At 70.6% G+C, this 20,919-nt stretch carries 20 protein-coding genes; 9 read left to right on the forward strand and 11 right to left on the reverse strand.

The features are described 5' to 3' along the window. Positions 1–36 precede the first annotated feature (36 nt). The 4 genes from IF04_RS0125550 to IF04_RS0125565 all read right to left on the reverse strand — a co-directional run bounded on the left by IF04_RS0125550 (position 37) and on the right by IF04_RS0125565 (position 4,123). Positions 37–882, reverse strand: coding sequence for an ANTAR domain-containing protein (locus tag IF04_RS0125550; RefSeq protein WP_030262456.1), 846 nt, complete (start codon positions 880–882; stop codon positions 37–39). Positions 883–891: 9 nt separating this feature from the next. Continuing rightward, positions 892–2,772 carry a CheR family methyltransferase gene (locus tag IF04_RS0125555; protein ID WP_078600791.1) on the reverse strand — a complete coding sequence of 627 codons (1,881 nt, stop codon included), beginning with the start codon at positions 2,770–2,772 and terminating at the stop codon, positions 892–894. Continuing rightward, positions 2,772–3,392 carry a chemotaxis protein CheB gene (locus IF04_RS0125560; protein WP_030262463.1) on the reverse strand — a complete coding sequence of 207 codons (621 nt, stop codon included), beginning with the start codon at positions 3,390–3,392 and terminating at the stop codon, positions 2,772–2,774. The genes IF04_RS0125555 and IF04_RS0125560 overlap by 1 nt, the downstream gene beginning before the upstream one ends. Positions 3,393–3,511: 119 nt before the next feature. Further along, entirely contained in the window at positions 3,512–4,123 is a 612-nt protein-coding gene (locus IF04_RS0125565; RefSeq protein WP_078600795.1) for a hypothetical protein, read from the reverse strand. 125 nt (positions 4,124–4,248) lie between these two features. Here IF04_RS0125565 and hemL point away from each other — a divergent pair, with 125 nt between their 5' ends. The 7 genes from hemL (at position 4,249) to ccsB (ending at position 11,932) form a co-directional block, all read left to right on the forward strand. Further along, complete coding sequence (hemL, locus tag IF04_RS0125570; protein ID WP_078600797.1) at positions 4,249–5,556, forward strand: glutamate-1-semialdehyde 2,1-aminomutase; 1,308 nt, start codon at positions 4,249–4,251, stop codon at positions 5,554–5,556. Beyond that, positions 5,553–6,278: a histidine phosphatase family protein gene (locus IF04_RS0125575; protein ID WP_030262475.1), complete on the forward strand. Its 726-nt coding sequence runs from the start codon at positions 5,553–5,555 to the stop codon at positions 6,276–6,278. The genes hemL and IF04_RS0125575 overlap by 4 nt, the downstream gene beginning before the upstream one ends. A 151-nt stretch (positions 6,279–6,429) precedes the next feature. Beyond that, a complete protein-coding gene (locus IF04_RS0125580; protein ID WP_030262478.1) occupies positions 6,430–7,641 on the forward strand; it encodes a polysaccharide deacetylase family protein in 1,212 nt (403 codons plus the stop codon). A gap of 57 nt (positions 7,642–7,698) precedes the next feature. Then, a complete protein-coding gene (locus IF04_RS0125585) occupies positions 7,699–8,316 on the forward strand; it encodes a TlpA family protein disulfide reductase (RefSeq protein WP_030262480.1) in 618 nt (205 codons plus the stop codon). A 4-nt stretch (positions 8,317–8,320) separates the two neighbouring features. Further along, on the forward strand, positions 8,321–9,091 hold the full coding sequence (locus tag IF04_RS0125590) for a cytochrome c biogenesis CcdA family protein (protein WP_030262482.1): 771 nt from the start codon (positions 8,321–8,323) through the stop codon (positions 9,089–9,091). A gap of 4 nt (positions 9,092–9,095) precedes the next feature. Then, on the forward strand, positions 9,096–10,847 hold the full coding sequence (gene resB / locus IF04_RS0125595; protein ID WP_030262485.1) for a cytochrome c biogenesis protein ResB: 1,752 nt from the start codon (positions 9,096–9,098) through the stop codon (positions 10,845–10,847). Further along, entirely contained in the window at positions 10,844–11,932 is a 1,089-nt protein-coding gene (ccsB, locus tag IF04_RS0125600) for a c-type cytochrome biogenesis protein CcsB (RefSeq protein WP_030262488.1), read from the forward strand. Before resB ends, ccsB begins: the two co-directional genes overlap by 4 nt. A gap of 97 nt (positions 11,933–12,029) precedes the next feature. Here the strand turns inward: ccsB and IF04_RS0125605 are convergent, their stop codons facing one another. From IF04_RS0125605 to IF04_RS0125625, 5 genes are all read right to left on the reverse strand, one after another. After that, positions 12,030–13,382, reverse strand: a complete 1,353-nt coding sequence (locus IF04_RS0125605) for a hypothetical protein (RefSeq protein WP_030262491.1) — start codon at positions 13,380–13,382, stop codon at positions 12,030–12,032. 188 nt (positions 13,383–13,570) lie between these two features. Beyond that, positions 13,571–14,995, reverse strand: coding sequence for an alkaline phosphatase family protein (locus IF04_RS0125610; protein ID WP_030262494.1), 1,425 nt, complete (start codon positions 14,993–14,995; stop codon positions 13,571–13,573). Positions 14,996–15,139: 144 nt separating this feature from the next. Next, positions 15,140–16,069: an isopenicillin N synthase family dioxygenase gene (locus IF04_RS0125615; RefSeq protein WP_030262496.1), complete on the reverse strand. Its 930-nt coding sequence runs from the start codon at positions 16,067–16,069 to the stop codon at positions 15,140–15,142. Between the two features lie 48 nt (positions 16,070–16,117). Further along, positions 16,118–16,570 (reverse strand): nucleoside deaminase, encoded by a 453-nt coding sequence (locus IF04_RS0125620; protein ID WP_030262499.1) that lies wholly within the window; start codon positions 16,568–16,570, stop codon positions 16,118–16,120. After that, positions 16,567–16,983, reverse strand: a complete 417-nt coding sequence (locus tag IF04_RS0125625) for a PLD nuclease N-terminal domain-containing protein (protein ID WP_030262502.1) — start codon at positions 16,981–16,983, stop codon at positions 16,567–16,569. Before IF04_RS0125625 ends, IF04_RS0125620 begins: the two co-directional genes overlap by 4 nt. Positions 16,984–17,072: 89 nt before the next feature. Between IF04_RS0125625 and IF04_RS0125630 the strand changes: the two genes are divergently transcribed. Next, the gene (locus IF04_RS0125630; protein WP_030262505.1) at positions 17,073–18,530 is read left to right on the forward strand and encodes a menaquinone biosynthesis decarboxylase; all 1,458 of its coding nucleotides are present in this window, start codon (positions 17,073–17,075) and stop codon (positions 18,528–18,530) included. Continuing rightward, positions 18,527–19,429, forward strand: coding sequence for a menaquinone biosynthesis prenyltransferase MqnP (gene mqnP, locus IF04_RS0125635; RefSeq protein ID WP_030262507.1), 903 nt, complete (start codon positions 18,527–18,529; stop codon positions 19,427–19,429). Before IF04_RS0125630 ends, mqnP begins: the two co-directional genes overlap by 4 nt. Before the next feature lie 65 nt (positions 19,430–19,494). On the opposite strand, the gene IF04_RS0125640 is transcribed toward mqnP, so the two are convergent. Both IF04_RS0125640 and IF04_RS0125645 read right to left on the reverse strand, forming a co-directional pair. After that, positions 19,495–20,229 (reverse strand): DUF4870 domain-containing protein, encoded by a 735-nt coding sequence (locus IF04_RS0125640; protein ID WP_051831573.1) that lies wholly within the window; start codon positions 20,227–20,229, stop codon positions 19,495–19,497. 76 nt (positions 20,230–20,305) lie between these two features. Next, entirely contained in the window at positions 20,306–20,890 is a 585-nt protein-coding gene (locus IF04_RS0125645; RefSeq protein WP_030262512.1) for a rhomboid family intramembrane serine protease, read from the reverse strand. Positions 20,891–20,919 lie beyond the last annotated feature (29 nt).

The raw sequence follows: 20,919 nt of genomic DNA on the forward strand, positions 1-20,919 counted from the left end.
CGCAGCGCTCCGCGAACCTTGCGCCATCTTTGCCGGTCAGGCAAGACGGAGCTTTCCGTGCACGATCCGCCGGGCCATTTCATTGACGGGTACCCCGTCGGCGTATGCCTTTGCCTTGATGAGCGCGAGTGCGTCCTCGACAGGACAGCGGGCCTGTACGGACACCATGCCTGCCGCCTGGTGCACCGTGTCCCGGTGGTCCGTGCCGCCGTAGAGCTCCGGATCGGCGTCCGGGCCGAGCAGTACGGTGCGCACCAGCGCCTCGGTGATCTCGGCGAAGACGGCGGACCTGGCGATACCGGGCCGGGGGTCGAAGACGGCCAGTGAACCCAGGCAGCCGTCGGGGGTTTCCAAGGGTACGGCGACCACCTCGCCGAAGCCCAGTGCCGTCACCGCCGAACCGTAACCGGGCCAGCGCCGCTCGATGGCGGGCCCGGCGACGGTGACCCGGCAGCGGCCGGCGGCGGCGTCCCGGCAGGGGCCCTCGCCGAGGACGTACTCCAGGTCCTGCGCCGCACGCGACGGGCCGTCGGACGCGGCGACCGCGAGCTGACTGTGGTCGGAGCCGAGCAGGGCGAGGGCGGCGCTGCCCGTGCCGCAGGCGTCCGCGACCACGCTCATGAACGGGGGCGGCGGGTCGGCGGGCGACTGCCAGCTCTCCAGCCGGCGGGCGTACGCGTCCTGGAGATTGGCCGAGGAGCGGTGGGCGGCGGCCGCTTTGCGGTGGGTTTCCGCCAGCCGGAGATGGAGCGGGTGACCCGTCTTCTCCGCGAAGTGCTCCTGCTGCGCGGCCAGTGCCTCGGCGCGGTCCGCGCGTCGGTGCGCACCGGCCGCACGACGCCGTGCGGCCGCCGCCGTTCCGGACGGACCCCGTTTTTCCATACGAGCAGCCTACGCGGGCTTTCCGCCGTCGGCCTGTGCGTCGGGCACTTCTTCCATCAACAGGACGACGCCGCCGTTGTATCCGTCGAACGGCGAGCACGCCACCGTGCAGTGGATGGCCCGGCCGATGCGGTTCACGGCCGGGAGACCGACGGGGCCCGTGCGCCGGCCGCTTTCCAGGCAGTGGTGGATCATGCCCCGCAGCTCACCGGCGGGCAGCCCGAAGTCCAGCGAGAAGAACGGTTCTTCGACGACCTCGTCGGAGCGCAGCCCCCACAGCTCGGCGGCGCCGCGGTTCCAGCTCTTGACCCGGGTCTCCCGGTCCAGGACCACCACCCCGGCCGCGACGCTGGTCAGGACCGCTTCGAGGAACGCGCGGGCCTCGTCCAGCTCCTCGGTGCGGATGCGCATCTCCTCATTCATGGTCTCCAGTTCCTCGTTGCCCGACTGGAGTTCCTCGTTGGTGGTCTCCAGTTCCTCGTTGGTGGACTGGAGTTCCTCGTTGGTGGTCTCCAGCTCCTCGATGCTGGACTGGAGTTCCTCGTTCGTGGTCTCCAACTCCTCGTTGGTCGACTGCAGCTCTTCGTACGCGGTCTCCAGGTCCTCCCGCACCCGCTTCACCTCCGACCGGAGCTGCGTGGCCACGGTGACGTCGGTGAACGTGAGGCTCGTGGCGGTCGGCGTCCCGTTCGCGGACATCAGCGGCTGGATGAGGATGTCGAAGTACTGCAGCTCCTCGCCGGTCCGCCGCTCGGCGCCGTTGACCCGCAGGGTCCGCCGCTCGTGCACGGCCTGCTCGATCAGGGAGCGCAGCTCGACCGGGCGGTAGGAGATCTCCAGGTCCTGGAACGGGCGGCCGATGTCGCCCGCGGTGAGGGAGAACTGGGTACGCGCATGGTTGTTGATCATCACCACGGTGCCGTCGACGTCGACGGCGACCGACGGGGAGGGCACGGCGTCCAGGATCAGGTCGCGCAGCTGGCGGTTGCGGGCGAGGGAGTGCATCTCGTTGTGGCCGCCTGCACGGATCTTCACGGGGGCGGGGTTGTAGGGCGGGCCCGACTCGCCCGGACGGCGCCGGAAGACCCGCTGACGCATGCTCATGACGTCGAACCGGTCGGCGTCGTTCAGCAGCATCTCCGCCTTCCCCAGGAAGAGGAAGCCGCCCGGACGCAGCGCGAAGTGGAAGCGGTCGATGATCTGGGTCTGCGCCTCGACGTTGAAGTACATCAGCGTGTTGCGGCAGATCAGCAGGTCCAGGCGGGAGATCGGGGCGTCACGGGTGATGTCGTGCCGACCGAAGATCACCCGGCGGCGCAGGTCGGCGCGGAAGCTGAACTGCGCGCCGTTCTGGTCGAAGTACTTCTCCCGCAGCTCCGCCGGCAGCCCCTCCAGTGCCTTCGCCGTGTAGAGCCCGGAGCGCGCGTCGCGCAGCGCCTCCTCGTCGACGTCCGTGGCGTAGATCTTGACGCGGTTCAGGCACTCCTCGATGCCGAGCGCCTCGGCGAACATGACCGCGAGGGAGTACGCCTCCTCGCCGCTGGAGCAGCCCGCGCTCCACACCCGGATCTCTTCCTCGGGCTCCACCTGCGCGAGCAGTTCGGGCAGCACCTCGCGCTGGAGGAAGGCCCAGGCGTCGGGGTCGCGGAAGTAGGAGGTGACGTTGATCAGGATGGTGTTGAAGAGCGCGCCGAACTCGTCCGCGCTGGTCTCCAGCAGGTCCCGGTAGTCGGCGTAGGACTCCACGTTCGCGTCCGTCATCCGCTTGCGGATGCGGCGGCCCAGGGAGGATCTCTTGTAGCCGGTGAAGTCGAAGCCCCGGGTGTCTCGGAGAAAGCCGAGCAGTGCCTCCAGCTCCTGATCGGTCTCGGCTTCCCTTGCGTCACCCATCATTGCCTCTTGGTCTCGACCAGGCCACGGATCACCGTGGCGATTTCGTTCAGGGGCAGCACGAAGTCCACGGCCCCTGTCTCCACGGCCGCCTCCGGCATGCCCCGGAATTCTGCCGTGCGGGGATCTTCGGCGATCACGGTGCCACCCCGCGACTTCACCGCGTCGACGCCCATCGCGCCGTCGTAGCCGGAGCCGGTCAGGACGCAGGCGATGGCGCGCGGACCGTAGGCGCCCGCGAGGGATTCGAAGAGGAGGTCGGCCGAGGGGCGCACGAAGTGCACCAGCTCGCTGCTGGAGAGCGCCAGGACGCCGTCGGCGCCGATGAGGAGGTGGTGGTTGGGCGGGGCGATGTACACGACACCGGGAAGGGCCTGCTCGCCGTCCTCCGCCAGCTTGGTCCTGAGCGGGGTGCGCCGGCCGAGGACGTCGGCGATGACGGTGCCGTGGCGGGGGTCGAGGTGCTGCACGATGAGGAGCGGGACGGGAAGCCCGGTCCCCAGCGCTTCCAGGAGCACACTCAGTCCGTGGATGCCGCCGGCCGAGGAGGCGACCGCCACAATGGCGAAATTGTCCGGCGTGGACTGGTCATGGTCCGGTGTGGGCCCGTGTGCCTTCACACCTTCGAGCCTAGTCTCCTGCGCCCGCGGGAAGGGGACAGCGGCGGGGACACGTGCCGGTGCCGCGGGGAGTACTGGTTCGGCTACGCCGTCCGGCGGTTTCGGCCCTCCGCCGCTCGTCAGGGCCACACCAGGCAGTACGCCTGATGTCCGGCCTCGTGCAGACGGTGGCTGAAGTCCTGCCATTCATGGAGGAGGCGGTAGACGGCGAAGGCGTCGCGTGGGCCGCCGCGGTCGGGGACGGTGGACCAGATGAAGGCGGCGGCGCCCACCGACTCCTCGCCGACGCCGCGCAGCGGGTCGACGACCGTCATCGGGAGCTTGACCACGGCGTAGTCGGGGTGCAGGACGACCAGTTCCAGCGGAGGGACCTTGGACAGCGGTATGCCTTCTATGCCGGTCAGCACCATCGCCGCCATGGTCTCCGGCTTGATCTTCGTGAACATCCCGCCCATGCCGAGCTCGTCACCGCCCAGCTCTTCGGGGCGCATCGAGATCGGTACCCGGGCCGCGGTGGCGCCGTCGGGAGCGCCGAAGTATTTGTACGTCACCCCCATGCGCCCGCCTCTGCTGCTGGTCCCGCTGTTGTTCTCCGGGCCGACGTGCCCGGCGCCGCTCTGCTCCGCACGGTCCTGCTCGCCGCTGTACTCCGCTCGGCGGTGGCGTCCGCGCCGGGCGCGCTCCGGGCCCCGGTCATCGGTCCCTTCGCCCAGTTCGCCACCGCGATGCATATCTCCACCCGACCACTCGCAGCCTCAGCCGCGCAACCCGATCATCGTCTCAGAGACCTCCCCCGTCACCGGCGTGTGAAACGCCCGGCCGCGCGCCCCCGTGCGCCTCTGAGACCATTGCTTGCGTGACTCACTCGTACGATGCCCCAGTTTCGCAGACGCTCTTCGACCGCGCGGCCGTCGTGACGCCCGGCGGCGTGAACTCTCCCGTGCGCGCGTTCCGCGCCGTGGGCGGTACGCCCCGGTTCATGGTGTCCGGTACCGGTCCGTACCTCACCGATGCCGACGGTCGTGAGTACGTCGACCTCGTGTGCTCGTGGGGACCGATGATCCTCGGCCACTCGCACCCGCAGGTCCTCGCGGCCGTGCAGGACGCCGTCGCGCGCGGCCTGTCCTTCGGCACGCCGGGCGCCGGCGAGGTCGAGCTCGCCGAGGAGATCGTGGGCCGGATCGAGCCGGTCGAGCAGGTCCGGCTGGTCTCCTCCGGCACCGAGGCGACCATGTCGGCGATCCGGCTGGCCCGCGGCTTCACCGGCCGCCCCAAGGTGATCAAGTTCGCCGGCTGCTACCACGGGCACGTGGACGCCCTGCTGGCCGCGGCCGGTTCGGGCGTGGCGACCTTCGGGCTGCCCGACACGCCGGGCGTCACCGGCGCGCAGGCCGGCGACACGATCGTGCTGCCGTACAACGACATCGAGGCCGTGCGCGCCGCGTTCGCCGCGCACGAGGGCCAGATCGCCTGTGTGATCACCGAGGCGTCGCCCGGCAACATGGGCGTGGTCCCGCCGCTCCCGGGCTTCAACCAGGGGCTGAAGGACCTGTGCTCCGCGAACGGCGCGCTGTACATCTCCGACGAGGTCATGACCGGCTTCCGGGTGAGCAAGGCCGGCTGGTACGGCATCGACGGGGTGCGTCCCGACCTGATGACCTTCGGCAAGGTCATGGGCGGCGGCTTCCCGGCCGCGGCGTTCGGCGGCCGCGCCGACGTCATGGCCCACCTCGCCCCGGCCGGCCCCGTCTACCAGGCGGGCACCCTCTCCGGTAACCCGATCGCCACCGCCGCCGGCGTCACGCAGCTGCGGCTGCTGGACGACGCCGCGTACGAGCAGGTCGACGCGGTCTCCGCGGAGCTGCGCGGGCTGGTCTCCGAGGCGCTGACCAAGGAGGGCGTGGCGCACCGCGTGCAGGTCGCGGGCAACATGTTCTCGGTCTTCTTCTCCGACCAGGACGTCACCGACTACGAGAAGGCCAAGGCGCAGGAGTCCTTCCGCTTCACGCCCTTCTTCCACTCGATGCTCTCCCAGGGCGTCTACCTCCCGCCGTCCGCCTTCGAGTCCTGGTTCGTCTCCACCGCGCACGACACGCAGGCGATCGAGCGGATCGCGGCCGCGCTGCCGGCCGCCGCCCGGGCCGCCGCCGAGGCCACCGCATGAGCAGCACGAACGGCGGCAGCGGCGGCAGCGTGGATGACATCACCGTCGTCCACCTGATGCGCCACGGCGAGGTGCACAACCCCGACGGCATCCTCTACGGGCGCCGCCCCGGGTACCACCTCTCCGAGCTCGGCCGGCAGATGGCCGACCGGGTCGCCGAGCACCTCGCCGACCGCGACATCATGCATGTCGTCGCCTCCCCGCTGGAGCGGGCGCAGGAGACGGCCACGCCGATCGGCAAGGCGCACGGGCTGGACGTCGCGACCGACGGGCGGCTGATCGAGGCCGGCAACATCTTCGAGGGCAAGACCTTCGGCGTCGGCGACGGCGCGCTCAAGCGGCCGGGGAACTGGAAGTACCTCACCAACCCCTTCCGGCCGTCCTGGGGCGAGCCGTACATCGAGCAGGTCGTCCGGATGATGGCGGCGCTCGGCGCGGCCCGGGACGCGGCACGCGGCCACGAGGCCGTCGCGGTCAGCCACCAGCTGCCGATCTGGATCGTGCGCAGCTTCGCCGAGCGGCGGCGGCTGTGGCACGACCCGCGCAGGCGGCAGTGCACGCTCGCCTCGCTGACGTCCTTCACCTTCCACGGCGACCGGATCGTGTCGGTCGGCTACAGCGAGCCCGCGCTCGACCTGGTCCCCGAGCACCTGCGGGCCGGGGCCCAGCCCCGGTTCGGCAAGGGCTCCCTGAAGGGCCAGCCGAAGGCGGCCGGCGCCTGATTCCCCTGCGGCGGTACGTACGGACAGCGAGCTGCCCGTACGTACCGCCGTAGATATATGCGCTCGCGCCGGAACCTCGGCACCTGTCCCGCCCTCTTACCCCATGTCCGTATATACGGGCTTTGGTGCGACAAGGGTGAACGGGAACGGTATGAGCGCGATCAGTCGGCGGAACCTGCTGGGCATCGGAGCGGGGGCGGCCGCCGCGCTGGGACTCGCGGGCTGCGGCACCGCACGGCCCGGCGACGCCGCCGGGAAGCCCACCGTCCAGGCCCGCCCGAAGCCGATCGGCGACGGCTCCACCGCCGAGACCGGCCCGCAGCCCCACCAGCCTCCCAAGCCCGAGCCGCTGGCGCCGGGGCAGACGCCGCCGCAGTTCGTGATCTTCTCCTGGGACGGTGCGGGCGAGGTCGGCAACGGCCTCTTCCCCCGCTTCCGCCGCCTCGCCAAGGATCACGGCGCGTCGATGACGTTCTTCCTCTCCGGGCTGTACTGCCTGCCGGAGTCCAAGAAGCACCTCTACCGCCCGCCGAACAACCCGGTCGGCGCCTCCGACATCGGCTACCTCACCGACGCGCACATCAAGGAGACGCTGCGGAACATCCGCGCGGCCTGGCTCGAAGGGCACGAGATAGGCACCCACTTCAACGGCCACTTCTGCGCCGGCTCCGGCTCGGTCGCCCACTGGACCCCCGCGCAGTGGCGCTCCGAGATCGACCAGGCCACCGACTTCGTCACGAAGTGGCGGACGCACACCGGCTTCACCGACGTCGAGCCGCTGCCCTTCGACTACCAGAAGGAACTCGTCGGCGGCCGCACCCCCTGCCTGCTCGGCCAGGACAATCTGCTGCCCACCGCCCGTGAGCTGGGCTGGCGCTACGACGCCAGCTCGCCCGGCGGCCGCCAGACCTGGCCCACGAAGAAGTACGGCATCTGGGACTTCCCGCTCCAGCAGATCCCGTTCCCGGGCCACTCCTTCGAGGTCCTCTCGATGGACTACAACATGCTCGCCAACCAGTCCCGGAACTCCACCCGGGCCCCGAAGGCGAACTACCCGGGCTGGCGCCGGCAGGCCGCGGACGCGTACATCTCCGGATTCCAGCGCGCGTACGAGACGAACCGGGCCCCCTTCTTCATCGGCAACCACTTCGAGGAGTGGAACGGCGGGATCTACATGGACGCCGTCGAGGAGGCGCTGAAGCACATCGCGCACGAGAAGCACCGGGACGTGCGGCTGGTGTCCTTCAAGCAGTTCACCGACTGGCTGGCCGTCCAGGACCCGAAGGTGCTGGCCAGGCTGCAGCGGCTGGACGTCGGCGAGCAGCCGAAGGGCGGCTGGCGGCGGTACCTCGCGGCGGACTGAACCGCGCGACGAGGGGGGTGCGGAAGATCCGTAATGGGCCCATGCGAAACTTTTCACATGAGTGCCTGCCGCGTCCCCCGCCGCCGCGTCACCCGTCGCCGTACGCTCCTGCCGGCCGCCGGAGCCGCGGTCGCCGCCGTGCTGCTGAGCGCCTGCGGGTCGGGCGGTACGTCAGGCGGCTCGGAGCAGACGAAGTTCGTGCAGGGCAAGGACGGCGTGGACACCGTGAAGCCGGCCGACCGGCAGCCGGTGCCCGACATCTCGGGCGAATCCACCAAGGGCAAGCACCTCGACATCGCCGACTACAAGGGCAAGGTCGTCGTCCTCAACATCTGGGGCTCCTGGTGCGCGCCCTGCATCGCCGAGGCCCCGAACTTCGCCAAGGTCGCGAACGAGACCAAGGACGAGGGCGTGCAGTTCCTCGGGATCAACACCCGGGACTCCAAGAAGACCCAGGCAGTCAGCTTCGAGGAGCAGCACAAGGTCCCGTACCCGAGCCTGTACGACCCGATGGGCAAGCAGATGCTGCGCTTCCCCAAGGGCAGCCTGAACCCGCAGGCGATCCCCACCACCATCGCGATCGACCGCAAGGGCCGGATCGCGGCGCGTGCCCTCACCCCGCTCAGCGAGAACGAGCTGCGCAAGATGATCGACCCGCTGATCGCGGAGAAGTGATCCCGTGATCGCGCTCGCCGCCGCAAGTACAGCGCCGAACCAGACCGTGCTCACCGGCGCCCTGCTGGTCGCCCTGCCGGTCGCCCTCCTCGGCGGCCTGGTGTCCTTCTTCTCGCCGTGCGTACTGCCGCTCGTACCGGGCTACATGTCGTACGTGACCGGCGTCACCGGCACCGACCTCGGAGAGGCCAAGCGCGGCCGGATGCTCGGCGGCGCCGCCCTCTTCGTCCTCGGCTTCACGGTCGTCTTCGTCTCCGGCGGCGCCCTCTTCGGGTACTTCGGGCAGACGCTGCAGGACTACAAGGACGTCATCTCCCGGGTGCTCGGCGCCCTGACCATCCTGCTCGGCCTCACCTTCATGGGTGTGCTGGGCCGCTTCGGGCAGCGCGAGTTCCGGATGCTGCACAAGCGGCCCGCGATGGGGCTGGTGGGCGCGCCCGTGCTCGGCGTGCTCTTCGGCGTCGGCTGGACGCCGTGCCTGGGCCCCACCCTGACCGCCGTGAACGCCCTGTCGTTCAACGAGGCGAGCGCGGGCCGCGGCGCGCTGCTGACCATCGCGTACTGCATCGGCCTCGGCCTGCCCTTCATCCTGGTCGCGCTGGCCTTCCGCAAGGCGCTCGGCGCGTTCGGCTGGGTCAAGCGCCACTATGTCTGGGTGATGCGGACCGGTGGCGGGCTGCTCGTGGTGATCGGCGTCCTGCTCGTCACAGGAATCTGGGACAGCATGATGTCCGAGCTGCAGAGCTGGACGACCGGCTTCACCGTTGGGATCTGAATTGATGGCCGCCAAGACCGACACCCACAGCGACACGCACAGCGAGACCCCGCAGGACGCCGACCTCGGCGCCGCGGGCTCCCAGCTGTCCACCGCGCCGAAGGAGGAGGTCTCCCTCCCCTCCCTCGGGCCGATCGGCTGGGCACGCTGGTTCTGGCGCCAGCTCACCTCGATGCGGGTCGCGCTGATCCTGCTCTTCCTGCTCTCGCTCGGCGCCGTCCCCGGCTCGCTCATCCCGCAGACCAGCATCGACCCGGTCAAGGTCGATCAGTTCAAGGAACAGCACGACGTCCTCGGGCCGATTTACGACAAGCTCGGGATGTTCCACGTCTACAGCTCGGTGTGGTTCTCCGCGATCTACCTGCTGCTGTTCATCTCGCTGATCGGCTGCATCGTCCCGCGGACCTGGCAGTTCGTCGGCCAGCTCCGCGGCCGCCCGCCGGGCGCCCCGCGCCGGCTGACCCGGCTGCCTGCGTACGCCACCTGGCGCACCACCGCCGAGCCCGAGCAGGTCCTCCAGGCCGCCCAGCGGACGCTCAAGAAGCGCCGCTTCCGCAGCCACATCGTGGGCACCTCGGTCGCCTCCGAGAAGGGGTACCTCCGCGAGGCCGGCAACCTGATCTTCCACATCGCGCTGATCGTGATGCTGGTCGCCTTCGCCATCGGCAACCTGTGGAAGTCCGAGGGCGGCAAGCTGATCGCCGAGGGCGACGGCTTCTCCAACAGCCTGACGCAGTTCGACGACTTCAAGTCCGGTTCGTTCTTCGACACGAACGACCTGGAGCCGTTCGGCTTCCAGCTCGACAAGTTCGTCGCCACGTACGAGCGCGGCGGGCCGCAGAACGGCACCCCGCGGATCTTCCGCGCCGACGTCACCTACTTCAGCGGTGCCGACGGCAAGGAGCACAAGACCTCGATCAAGGTCAACGAGCCGCTGGACATCGGCGGTGACCGGGTCTACCTGCTCTCGCACGGCTACGCGCCCGACGTCACCGTCAAGGACGGCACCGGCAAGGTCGTCTACGAGGGCGCCGTGCCGTTCCTCCCGCAGGACCCCAAGAACTTCACCTCCAGCGGCGTGGTGAAGGTCCCCGGCGCCAAGACCAAGGACGGCAAGAAGAACCAGCTCGGCTTCCAGGGCTTCTTCGTCCCGACCTTCGGCGGCAAGGGCTCCGGCTCGATGTTCTCCGTCTTCCCGGCGCTGGACAATCCCCGGCTGACCCTCACCGCGTACCACGGTGACCTGGGCGTGGACTCGGGCCTGCCGCAGAACGTCTACCAGCTCGAGACCAAGAACCTGAAGCAGTACAAGGTCGACGGCCGGGCGGTCGCCCAGATGATGTCCCCGGGGCAGTCCATGAAGCTGCCGAACGGTGACGGCAGCATCAAGTTCAACGGCGTCAAGCAGTGGGCCAGCTTCAAGATCTCCCACCAGCCCGGCAACGGGCTCGCGCTGGGCGGCGCGGTCGCCGCCCTGCTCGGCCTCGCCGGCTCGCTGTTCATCCAGCGCCGCCGGGTGTGGGTCCGCGCCGAGCCGGGCCCCGACGGCGTCACCGTCGTGGAGATCGCCGGGCTCGGCCGCAGCGAGTCCGCGAAGCTCCCCGAGGAGCTGGCGGACCTCGCGTACACCCTCCAGCCGGACGCCCCGCAGGCGCCCGAGCCGGAAACCGAAACCGAAGCTTCCGACCCCGAAGACTCCGCGGAGCCGACCGACTCCGCCGGTAACGCTGATCCCTCCGAAGGAGCGCGCGCGTGAACCTCGCGGCCGCGGCCAACGAGAACCTGGCCAGTACCAGCAACACGCTGATCTATTCGGCGATGGCGATCTACACCCTGGCGTTCCTCGCGCACATGGCGGAGTGGGTGTTCGGCAGCCGGAGCAAGGTGGGCCGTACGGCCGCCGCGCTCACCGCGGACAAATCGGCGGCGCCCGGCGTGACGGTGCAGTCCAAGGCCAAGGCCGGCGGCACCGCCGTACTGGACCGCCCCAAGGTCGTGACCCGCTCGGCGGCCGGCAGCCGGGACGTGCCCGACGGCATCGGCGCGCACGGCGGCACCGAGAAGGGCGACCTGTACGGCCGCATCGCCATCTCGCTGACCACGCTGGCCTGGCTGATCCACGTGGGCGGCGTGGTCTCCCGCGCCCTGTCGGTGGAGCGTGCCCCCTGGGGCAACATGTACGAGTTCTCCACGACCTTCGCCGCGGTCGCGGTGGCCGTGTACCTGATCCTGCTGGTCGCCAAGAAGAACGTCCGCTGGCTCGGCCTGCCGCTGGTCACCACCGTCCTGCTGGACCTCGGCCTCGCCGTCTCGGTCCTCTACACCGCCAGTGACCAGCTCGTCCCGGCACTGCACTCGTACTGGCTGTGGATCCACGTCAGCTGCGCGATCATCTCCGGCGCGGTGCTCTACATGGGCGCGGTCTCCACCCTGCTGTACCTCTTCCGCGACCGCTACGAGGCCAAGCTCGCCGACCCGAGCGGCAAGCAGCCGGGCGCCTTCGCCAAGTCGGTACTGGAGCGGCTGCCCGCGGCCGCCTCGCTGGACAAGTTCGCGTACCGCATCAACGCGACGGTCTTCCCGCTGTGGACCTTCACGATCATCGCGGGCGCGATCTGGGCCGAGGCCGCCTGGGGCCGCTACTGGGGCTGGGACCCCAAGGAGGTCTGGTCCTTCATCACCTGGGTCGCCTACGCCTGCTACCTGCACGCCCGCGCGACCGCAGGCTGGAAGGGCCGCAAGGCCGCCTACCTGGCCCTGATCGCCTTCGCCTGCTACCTCTTCAACTACTACGGCGTGAACATCTTCGTCACGGGTCTGCACTCCTACGCCGGAGTCTGACCGGGGCGACAGCCGTGGGCCGCGGCGGGCCGGGACACGTTCCCGGCCCGCCGCGGCCGTTTTTCAGCGACTGGCCGTTTTCAGCGGCCGGTCAGCTTCAGCGGCCGGTCAGTGCGACGGTGGCGGTCGCCGTCGCGGCCGTGTGGCGCGCGTCGCCCCGGTAGGTGACGGTGTACGTCACGTCACCCTCGCCGCGCGGCCGGTCGGTCACCTTGAAGGTGCCGTCGGCGGCCACGGTCGCGCTGCCCAGCGGGACGGCCGAGCCGCCCGACGGGCCGGTGCGCGTCACCTCGACCGAGGTGCCCTCGGCGTACGGCAGCTTGGCGGTCAGCGTGCCGGAGACGGTCAGCGGCGGGCCGGACGGGGCGGTGGCCGGCGCCGTCACGGTGAGCTGCGAGTCGGCCTTGGCGGCCTCGGTGAGCACCTTGAGCTGGAGCGTCGTGCCGGAGCCGGTGATCGCGAACAGCCGGCTGCCGTCCGGCGCCCACTCCAGGCCCCGGGTGCTGAGCGTCGCGTTGGTCGTGCCCTTGACCTCGTACGTGCGGTACGCCGCGGCCGCGCCCGGCGTGAAGAGGTAGATGTCGTCCTCGTAGTAGCCGTCGATGCCCGCGGCGACCGTGCCGTCCGGGGCGATGGCCACCGCGTTCGGGTACGGGTTGGTCGGGTAGCTGCCGTTGGCCGTCAGGTCCGAGAGCTTGAAGACCTGCTGCTTGTACGGTGCGCCGCTGGCCACGACGACGTTCTCGCCGTCGGCGGCGATGGCCATGTCGCGGAGGTTGGACGTGCCGCCGCCCGGGTTCCAGACGTTGGCCTTCTGGACCGGGTGCCCGGACGTCACGTCGTACACGGCCATGGTGGCCGGGCTGGAGCCCACCTCGCCCGCGACGAGCGTGCCCGGCGCGGCCGGCGAGGCGGCCAGCAGCGGTGCGTTGTACCAGGCGTACGCCGGGACCTCGTCGGTGGTGACGACCGGCTCGGCGCCCGAGAGGTCGACCGCGCCGATGCCGCCGCCCCGGGAGCCGTAGAAGCTGAACCAGACCTTGCCGCCGGTGACGACCGGGGTGGAGGGCTGGTTGCCCGTACCGGTGGCGTAACGGGCGGTCTCGGTGAGCGAGCCGGTGTCGATCGCGGCGATCGCCTCGCCCTCGGACAGGCCGACGTAGAGCGTCCCGGAGTCCTCGGAGAGGGCGAGTCCGGACGCGCCCTGCTCGCCCGGTATCTGCCCGACGAGGTTCCCGTCGTAGTCCGCGACCAGCACGCTGTCGCTGTTCGGGGCGCTCATGAACACCCGCTTGTGGACCCCGTCCACGACGGTGTCGGTGATCCAGTCGGCGGGCAGGGGGGTGGAGCTGTCGGCGTACGCGGGGCCGGCGGACCCGGGGCCGAAGAGAGTTGCGGTACCGACGAGGGCCGTCAGCGTGAGGGCGCTGACAAGTCTTCGTGTGCGCAAGTGCTTCATCCTCTGAACGAGCTCGGTGACGAGCATGCTGAACCGACGGCCGGAAGACCCGGCCGCGAGGATGGCGATGGGGGGTACGGACGGGCGGCGGGCAGGGGAGAACCCCTGGTCGCGGCCAATTCGTCGCGCCGAGCAGAAGATTAGGGCACGGCACTGACAGCGGTGATCCCGCGGCCGGTTCAGCGGCGTTTGCGGCCGCCGCGCTCCTGGCGGGGCGGGGACTGGCCGGTGCCGGGGAGGACCGGCTTCGGCAGGGTCGCGACTTCTCGTTTGGCCGCTGCCAGCCGCTCGGCGGTGTCGCGTGGCAGCCGCGGCGGGCGGCGCGCGGGTCCGAAGCCGAAGGCCGAGGTCAGATCGCCGAAGGTGGCCCGCCGCCAGTCGGAGATGTTCGGCTCCTCGACGCCGGTGAAGCGCTCCAGGAACTGCAGTACGGAGGTGTGGTCGAAGGGCTCGCCCGCGGCCCAGCCGCCCACCGTCCACGGCGAGACGATCAGGCACGGGACGCGGAAGCCGGCGCCGATGGGCAGCCCGCCGATGAACTCGTCCTTCGTGCCGGCGGCCGGCACCGGCGGCGGTACGTGATCGAAGAACCCGTCGTTCTCGTCGTAGTTCAGGATGAACGCGGTCTTCCACCAGACCTTCGGGTTACTGGCGATGGCCTCGACCGTCCGCGCGACGAAGGCGGCACCGGCGGCCGGCAGATAGTCCGGGTGCTCCGACTCCGCCGCCGTCGGGATGATCCAGGAGACGGCCGGCAGCCGGTCGTTCCGCGCGTCGTCCTCGAAGGTGCCCGCGGGCCGCGGCCGCACCCCGCGCTCGTACAGCGCGTCCCCGGGCCCGGCGTCCCGGAAGCTCCGGAACTGCTCCAGCAGATTGCAGCCGTAGTCGTCGTCCTGCTGGTACACCCGCCAGCTCACGCCCGCCGCCTGCAGCCGCTCGGCGTACGTCGTCCAGCGGTACGGTTGCGGCGCGGTGTTGTTCCGGGCCGGGCCGCCCCGGGTGCCGCCGGGGTCGATCGTGCCGGTCATCCAGTACAGCCGGTTCGGCCAGGTGGGCCCGAAGACCGAGCAGAAGTAGTGGTCGCAGAGGGTGAACGCCTCGGCGAGGGCGAAGTGGAAGGGAATGTCCGCGCGGGTGTGATAGCCCATCACATACGGGCCGTTCTTCCCGTCCGCCTTGCGGTGCGCGGGCAGCCAGCGGTCCATCCGCCCGCCGTGCCACGCCTCGTGCTGCACGGACCAGGCGTGGCTGGTGGACGGGACGGCCTGGGCGCTGGAGCGGTGGGTGTCCAGGTGGAACGGCAGCAGGTAGCCGTCCGGGTTCACGGCGTCCGGCTGGTGGAAGACCGAGCGTCCGGTGGAGAGGGTGAGCGCCTCCGGGTCCGCGAAGCCGCGTACGCCGCGCAGCGTCCCGAAGTAGTGATCGAACGAACGGTTCTCCTGCATCAGCAGCACGACGTGCTCGATGTCGTCCGGCGAGCCGTGCCGGGGCGGCCCGGCCGCGACCGCCTTCCGCACGCTCGGCGGCAGCAGCGACAGCGCGGCGGCGCCGCCCACCGCGCCCGCGGCGGAGCCGAGGAGTCTGCGCCGGGTCAGGTCGGGCACGGGTGCCCTCCCGACAGCCGGACAGTGCCTGGCAAACGGCGTTGGCCAGGCACGTTGTCGGAGATGATCACCGCGTCACTTTACGGCGAGCGTGCCGTTTCCTGACGGAGGCTCAGATTTGTGGTGTCGTGCCCGGCGCTCGGCTCAGCCGACCGTGATCGCGGTCAGCTTCTCCCGCAGATAGACATGCGAGTCGGGCAGGCCGCCGAGGCTCGTCCCCGGGTCGCACTCGTAGAAGTACACCAGCGACATCAGTTCCTCGGCCGGCACGTCGGCCGGCGGCGGCAGGACGCGGTGCCGCCCCGACTGCCAGCGGCCGCCGGTCCACCGCGCCATCAGATCGCCGATGTTCACCGTGAACGAGTCCGGCGCCCAGGGCGCGTCCGCCCAGCCGTCCGCGTCGGTGAAGACCTGCAGCCCGCCCTTGCCGCGCTGCCGGTCCAGGACGGTGACCGTGCCGAAGTCGGTGTGCGGCCCGATCCGGAACTGGCCCGGCAGTGGCGCGCCGACCACCTCCGTCCCCGGGTACCAGTTGACGTTGAAGCCCCAGGTGGGGTGCCCGGTGTGCCGGGTGAAGAAGTCGGCGGACTCGCCCAGCGCGCCGGCGAGCACTTCGAGGAGCAGATCGGACAGCGCCCGCATCTCGCCGGTGTACCGCTCGACCAGCGGCCGCAGCTCCGGCACCTCCGCGGGCCAGGTGTTCGGCAGGAACCACTCCGCGTCCACGGCGGCGTTCCCCGTCGGCTCGTCGGCCGCGAAGGACAGCGACTCCTTCAGGTCCGGCGGTGTCTCCGTGCCCTCCGCGTACCCGTTCGCCTCCGCGCCGGGCCCCAGCCAGCCGCGCTCGCCGACCGTGACCGCGTACGGCTCCTTCGCGGCCGTCGGCAGCCGGAAGAACCGCCGGGCGGCCGTACGGATGTCCGTCCGCAGCCCCGCGTCGACGCCGTGCCCGGTGACGACGAGGAACCCGGCGGTGCGCAGGGCGGCGTCGACGGTGGCGGCGAGGGCCTGCCGTGTCCGGTCGTCCCCGGACCGCCACGCGCCCAGGTCGATGACGGGAATCGCGTCACTCATCGCCGGTCTCCCTCGGCCTTCCGCGGCGGCCCTCTTCGGTTCTCTTGCTCAGTCCTCGCCGATGTCCTCGTGCCACAGCTCGGGGCGGTCCGCGATGAAGGCGCGCATCATCGCGACGCACTCCGGGTCGTCCAGCACCACGACCTCCACGCCGTGCTCGGCCAGCCAGTCGTGCCCGCCGTGGAACGTCTCCGCCTCGCCGATCACGACCCGGGAGATCCCGAACTGGCGCACCAGCCCGCTGCAGTACCAGCAGGGCGACAGCGTGGTGACCATGGTCGTGCCCTGGTACGAGCGCTGCCGTCCGGCGGCCCGGAACGCGGCCGTCTCGGCGTGCACCGACGGGTCGTCGTCCTGCACGCGCCGGTTGTGACCCCGCCCGAGCAGTGTGCCGTCAGCGCCGTACAGCGCGGCGCCGATCGGGATGCCGCCGGAGGCGAGTCCGGCCCGGGCCTCGGCCACCGCGACGGCCAGCATCGCGGACGTGCCGGGGCCGCTCATTCGTCACGCTCCCCGGGCCCCTTGCCGTCTCCCGACTCGCGGCGGCGGAGCTCCTCCTCGCGGCGCTTCAGGTCCGCTTCCCAGTCCTTGAGCAGCGTCTCGTCCTCGTCCCGGCGCTGCGCCCGCTCCTGCGTGCCCAGCTTCTGCAGGAACTCGGGGTTGTCGTCCGGCGCGACCCAGCCGCCCCGGCCACCCCGGCCGCGCCCCGATGCGCGGCCCTCGGCGGCGAGCGCCGCGCGGTTCTTTCCGGCGATCAGCCAGGACACCGACCCGACGAGCGGGAAGAGCAGTACGAGGATCGCCCACAGCACCTTCGGCATGTGGCGCACATGCTTCTCATCGGTGGTGACGCAGTCGATGAACGCGTAGATGCTCAGTGCCAGCGGCACCAGGATCATCAGCACCCGCAGCATGTCTCGCTCCCCCTGGGAGTGGCCGGGCGGGCCGGTGAGCGCGGCCCCAGTGACCAGTCCAGGGTAGTGCGTACCGGATACTGGGACGCATGGCTTATGACGATCTTCGCTCGTTCCTCCGGGCGCTCGACCGCGAAGGTGACCTCAAGCGCATCAAGGCCGAGGTCGACCCCCACCTGGAAGTCGGGGAGATCGTCGACCGGGTGCAGAAGGCCGGCGGCCCCGCGCTCCTCTTCGAGAACGTCAAGGGCTCGGCGATGCCGCTGGCCATGAACGTCTACGGCACCGACCGCCGGCTCCTGAAGGCGCTCGGCCTGAAGTCCTACGACGACATCAGCGGCAAGATCGGCGGGCTGCTCAAGCCCGAGCTGCCGCAGGGCTTCGTCGGCGTTCGCGAGGCCTTCGGGAAGCTCGCGAACATGACGCACGTACCGCCGAAGAAGGTCAAGGGGGAGGGCGCGCCCGTCCAGGAGGTCGTGCTCCAGGGCGACGAGGTCGACCTCGAGCAGCTGCCCGCCCTGTTCACCTGGCCCGAGGACGGCGGCTCGTTCTTCAACCTGGGCCTGACCCACACCAAGGACCCCGAAAGCGGCGTCCGCAACCTCGGTCTGTACCGCCTCCAGCGGCACGACAAGCGCACCATCGGGATGCACTGGCAGATCCACAAGGACAGCCGGAACCACTACCAGGTGGCCGCCAGGCGCGGCGAGAAGCTGCCGGTCGCCATCGCCTTCGGCTGCCCGCCGGCCGTGACGTACGCCTCGACCGCGCCGCTCCCCGGCGACATCGACGAGTACCTCTTCGCGGGCTTCGTGCAGGGCAAGCGGATCGAGATGGTCGACTGCAAGACCGTGCCGCTCCAGGTCCCGGCCAACGCCGAGGTGGTACTGGAGGGCTGGCTGGAGCCGGGCGAGATGCTCCCCGAGGGGCCGTTCGGTGACCACACCGGCTTCTACACGCCGCAGGAGCCGTTCCCGGCGCTGACCATCGACTGCGTCACGATGCGCAGGCGTCCGCTGCTGCAGTCGATCGTCGTCGGCCGGCCGCCGACGGAGGACGGGCCGCTGGGCCGGGCCACGGAGCGGTTCTTCCTCCCGCTCCTGAAGATCATCGTCCCGGACATCGTGGACTACCACCTCCCGGAGTCCGGCGGCTTCCACAACTGCGCGATCGTCTCGATCGACAAGAAGTACCCCAAGCACGCGCAGAAGGTCATGCATGCCATCTGGGGTGCGCACATGATGTCGCTGACCAAGCTGATCATCGTGGTCGACGCGGACTGCGACGTGCACGATCTGCACGAGGTCTCCTGGCGGGCGCTGGGCAACACCGACTACGCCCGTGACCTGACGGTCGTGGAGGGCCCGGTGGACCACCTGGACCACTCCTCGTACCAGCAGTTCTGGGGCGGCAAGGCCGGCATCGACGCGACCGCGAAGTGGCCCGAGGAGGGCTACACCCGGGACGGGGGCTGGCCGCAGATGATCGTCTCGGACCCGGAGATCTCCGAACGGGTCACCAAGCGCTGGAAGGAGTACGGGCTGTGAGCGCCTCCGCCGCCGCGATCCCGCAGCCGGGCCGCACCAAGGCCTTTCTGCGGCTCGTCATGATCGAGCACTCGGTCTTCGCGCTGCCCTTCGCCTACATCGCCTCGCTCACCGCGATGTTCCAGGTGGACGGGCACGTCCACTGGTGGGAGCTGCTGCTCGTCACCGTCGCGATGGTGGGTCTGCGCACCTTCGCCATGGCCGCGAACCGGATCATCGACCGCGAGATCGACGCCCGCAATCCGCGCACCGCCCACCGCGAGCTGGTCACCGGCGCGATGTCGGTGAAGCACGCCTGGACGGGCGCGCTGGTCGCCCTCGTGGTCTTCCTGGCGGCGGCCGCGCTGCTGAACCCGCTCTGCCTGGCCCTGGCCCCCGTCGCGGTGATCCCGATGGTGGTCTATCCGTACGGCAAGCGGTTCACGAACTTCCCGCAGGCCATCCTCGGTCTCGCCCAGGCCATGGGCCCGGTCGGCGGCTGGCTGGCGATCACCGGCGAGTGGTCCTGGGAGGCGGTGATCCTCGGCCTCGCGGTGGGCATCTGGATCGGCGGCTTCGACCTGATCTACGCATGCCAGGACGTCGAGACCGACCGCGAGGTCGGCGTGAAGTCCGTACCGGCACGCTTCGGCATTCCGGCCGCCATCTGGGGCGCGCGCGGCTGCCATGCGGTCACCACGGCGTTGTTCGTGTGCTTCGCGCTGGCCACCGGCGCAGGGGTGTTCTTCTGGGTGGGCCTGGTGATCGTCGCGTGCGCGTTCCTGTACGAGCACACGATCGTGAAGCCGCACGACCTGTCGCGCCTGAACCGGGCGTTCTTCCAGGTCAACGGCTTCATCGGCATCGCGCTCTTCGTCTGCGCGCTGCTGGACCTGCTGGTGCGCGGGCTGACGCTCTGACGGACCGGAAAAACGGCCAGGGGCCGGCACCCACCGGGTGCCGGCCCCTGGCCGTTTGCCGTCGCTCAGTTCTTGACGAAGCGCCAGGACAGGAACTTCGGGTAGGACCACATCTGGCCGTTGTTGGCCTTCACCGCGCCGATGATCCCGAAGACCAGCGTGGTGATCCAGTACGCGCCGAAGAGGACGAAGTAGCAGATCAGCGGGATGAAGAAGACCAGCCCGGGGTCGCCCGTGCCGGAGTCGGCGGTCACGCCCGCGCTGATCACCACGACGAAGTACAGGATGCCGGTGATCACCGCCATGATCGCCTGGGTGATGCCGTAGTTCATCCCCTGGGCCGCGTGGTGGCGGATGTACGGGTCGTGCTCGTTCTGCGCGTTGTTGCGGATGGCCATCGGGGCGATCCAGCCGCACAGCATGCCGATGCAGCACACGCCCGTGCCGACGAAGACGGTGAGCACCGCGCCGAGGTGCGACCACATCGCGGGCCCGGTCGAGGGCCGGGGCGGGGTGGCGTAGCCGTACCCGGGGGGCTGGGAGCCCCAGCCGGGAGCACCGGGGCCGCCGGGGCCGCCGTACGGCGGCTGCTGGCCGGGGCCGGGCGGCGGGGCGGGGTAGCCGTAGCCGGGCTGCTGCCCCTGCGGCTGACCGTACGGCTGCTGCCCCTGCTGCGGGTAGGGCTGACCGTAGGGCTGCTGTCCCTGCTGTCCCTGCTGGCCCTGCTGCTGACCGCCGTTCTGGTGCGGCGGCTGCCCCTCGGACGGCGGTTCCGATGCGGACTTGTCGAACTCGACCACGGGCTGATCCCCCCGATGACGTGAATGGTGTCTCTGGCGGCGCTGCGCCATGGCCCGGCGCCGCCGGAGACTGAGCCTACGGGACCCGCCCTTCCGGGCGGAGGCCCGGCGTCCGCACCCGGAAGACGTACGCGGCCAGCGCCCCGCCGGCCAGCCCGAAGAAGTGCGCCTGCCAGCTGATGCCGTTCGAGGCCGGGAGCGCGCCCCACAGGATCGAGCCGTAGAGCACCGCGACGAGCACGCCGATGGCGATGTCCAGCGCCTTGCGCTCGATGAAGCCGCGCACGACGAGATAGCCGAAGAGCCCGAAGATCACTCCGGAGACGCCCGCGGTATTGCTGCCCGGTGGCGATATCAGCCAGACGCCCAGGCCGCTGACGACGGCGATGAGCAGCGTGACACCGGCCAGTCTGCGGATCCCGGAGCGCAGCCCGGCCAGGAAGCCGAGCACGAGCAGCGGGAGGGTGTTGGCCATGAGGTGGGCGAAGCCGAAGTGCACGGCGGTCGCCGGGAGCACATCGACCAGCTCGCTCAGCTCGCGCGGCCGGATACCGAAGCTGTCCAGCGCGTGACCGGTGGCCACGTCCACCGCCTCCAGCAGCCAGAGCAGCCCGACCCAGGCCAGCACCAGCAGCGCAGCGGGTTTGGCGCGTGCTCCCATGTCGGGCCCTCCTCGCCTGCCGGCCGGTG

Source organism: Streptomyces violens, assembly GCF_000717745.1.
GTDB classification, from domain to species: domain Bacteria; phylum Actinomycetota; class Actinomycetes; order Streptomycetales; family Streptomycetaceae; genus Streptomyces; species Streptomyces violens.

Coding starts and splice junctions, on each gene's coding strand:
- IF04_RS0125625 (WP_030262502.1), bottom strand. CDS start 16,983: ATGCTGCGGGTGCTGATGATCCTGGTGCCGCTGGCACTGAGCATCTAC.
- IF04_RS0125620 (WP_030262499.1), bottom strand. CDS start 16,570: ATGAGCGGCCCCGGCACGTCCGCGATGCTGGCCGTCGCGGTGGCCGAG.
- IF04_RS0125615 (WP_030262496.1), bottom strand. CDS start 16,069: ATGAGTGACGCGATTCCCGTCATCGACCTGGGCGCGTGGCGGTCCGGG.
- resB (WP_030262485.1), top strand. CDS start 9,096: ATGGCCGCCAAGACCGACACCCACAGCGACACGCACAGCGAGACCCCG.
- IF04_RS0125555 (WP_078600791.1), bottom strand. CDS start 2,772: ATGGGTGACGCAAGGGAAGCCGAGACCGATCAGGAGCTGGAGGCACTG.
- IF04_RS0125565 (WP_078600795.1), bottom strand. CDS start 4,123: ATGCATCGCGGTGGCGAACTGGGCGAAGGGACCGATGACCGGGGCCCG.
- IF04_RS0125645 (WP_030262512.1), bottom strand. CDS start 20,890: ATGGGAGCACGCGCCAAACCCGCTGCGCTGCTGGTGCTGGCCTGGGTC.
- IF04_RS0125630 (WP_030262505.1), top strand. CDS start 17,073: ATGGCTTATGACGATCTTCGCTCGTTCCTCCGGGCGCTCGACCGCGAA.
- IF04_RS0125550 (WP_030262456.1), bottom strand. CDS start 882: ATGGAAAAACGGGGTCCGTCCGGAACGGCGGCGGCCGCACGGCGTCGT.
- IF04_RS0125575 (WP_030262475.1), top strand. CDS start 5,553: ATGAGCAGCACGAACGGCGGCAGCGGCGGCAGCGTGGATGACATCACC.
- IF04_RS0125580 (WP_030262478.1), top strand. CDS start 6,430: ATGAGCGCGATCAGTCGGCGGAACCTGCTGGGCATCGGAGCGGGGGCG.
- IF04_RS0125585 (WP_030262480.1), top strand. CDS start 7,699: ATGAGTGCCTGCCGCGTCCCCCGCCGCCGCGTCACCCGTCGCCGTACG.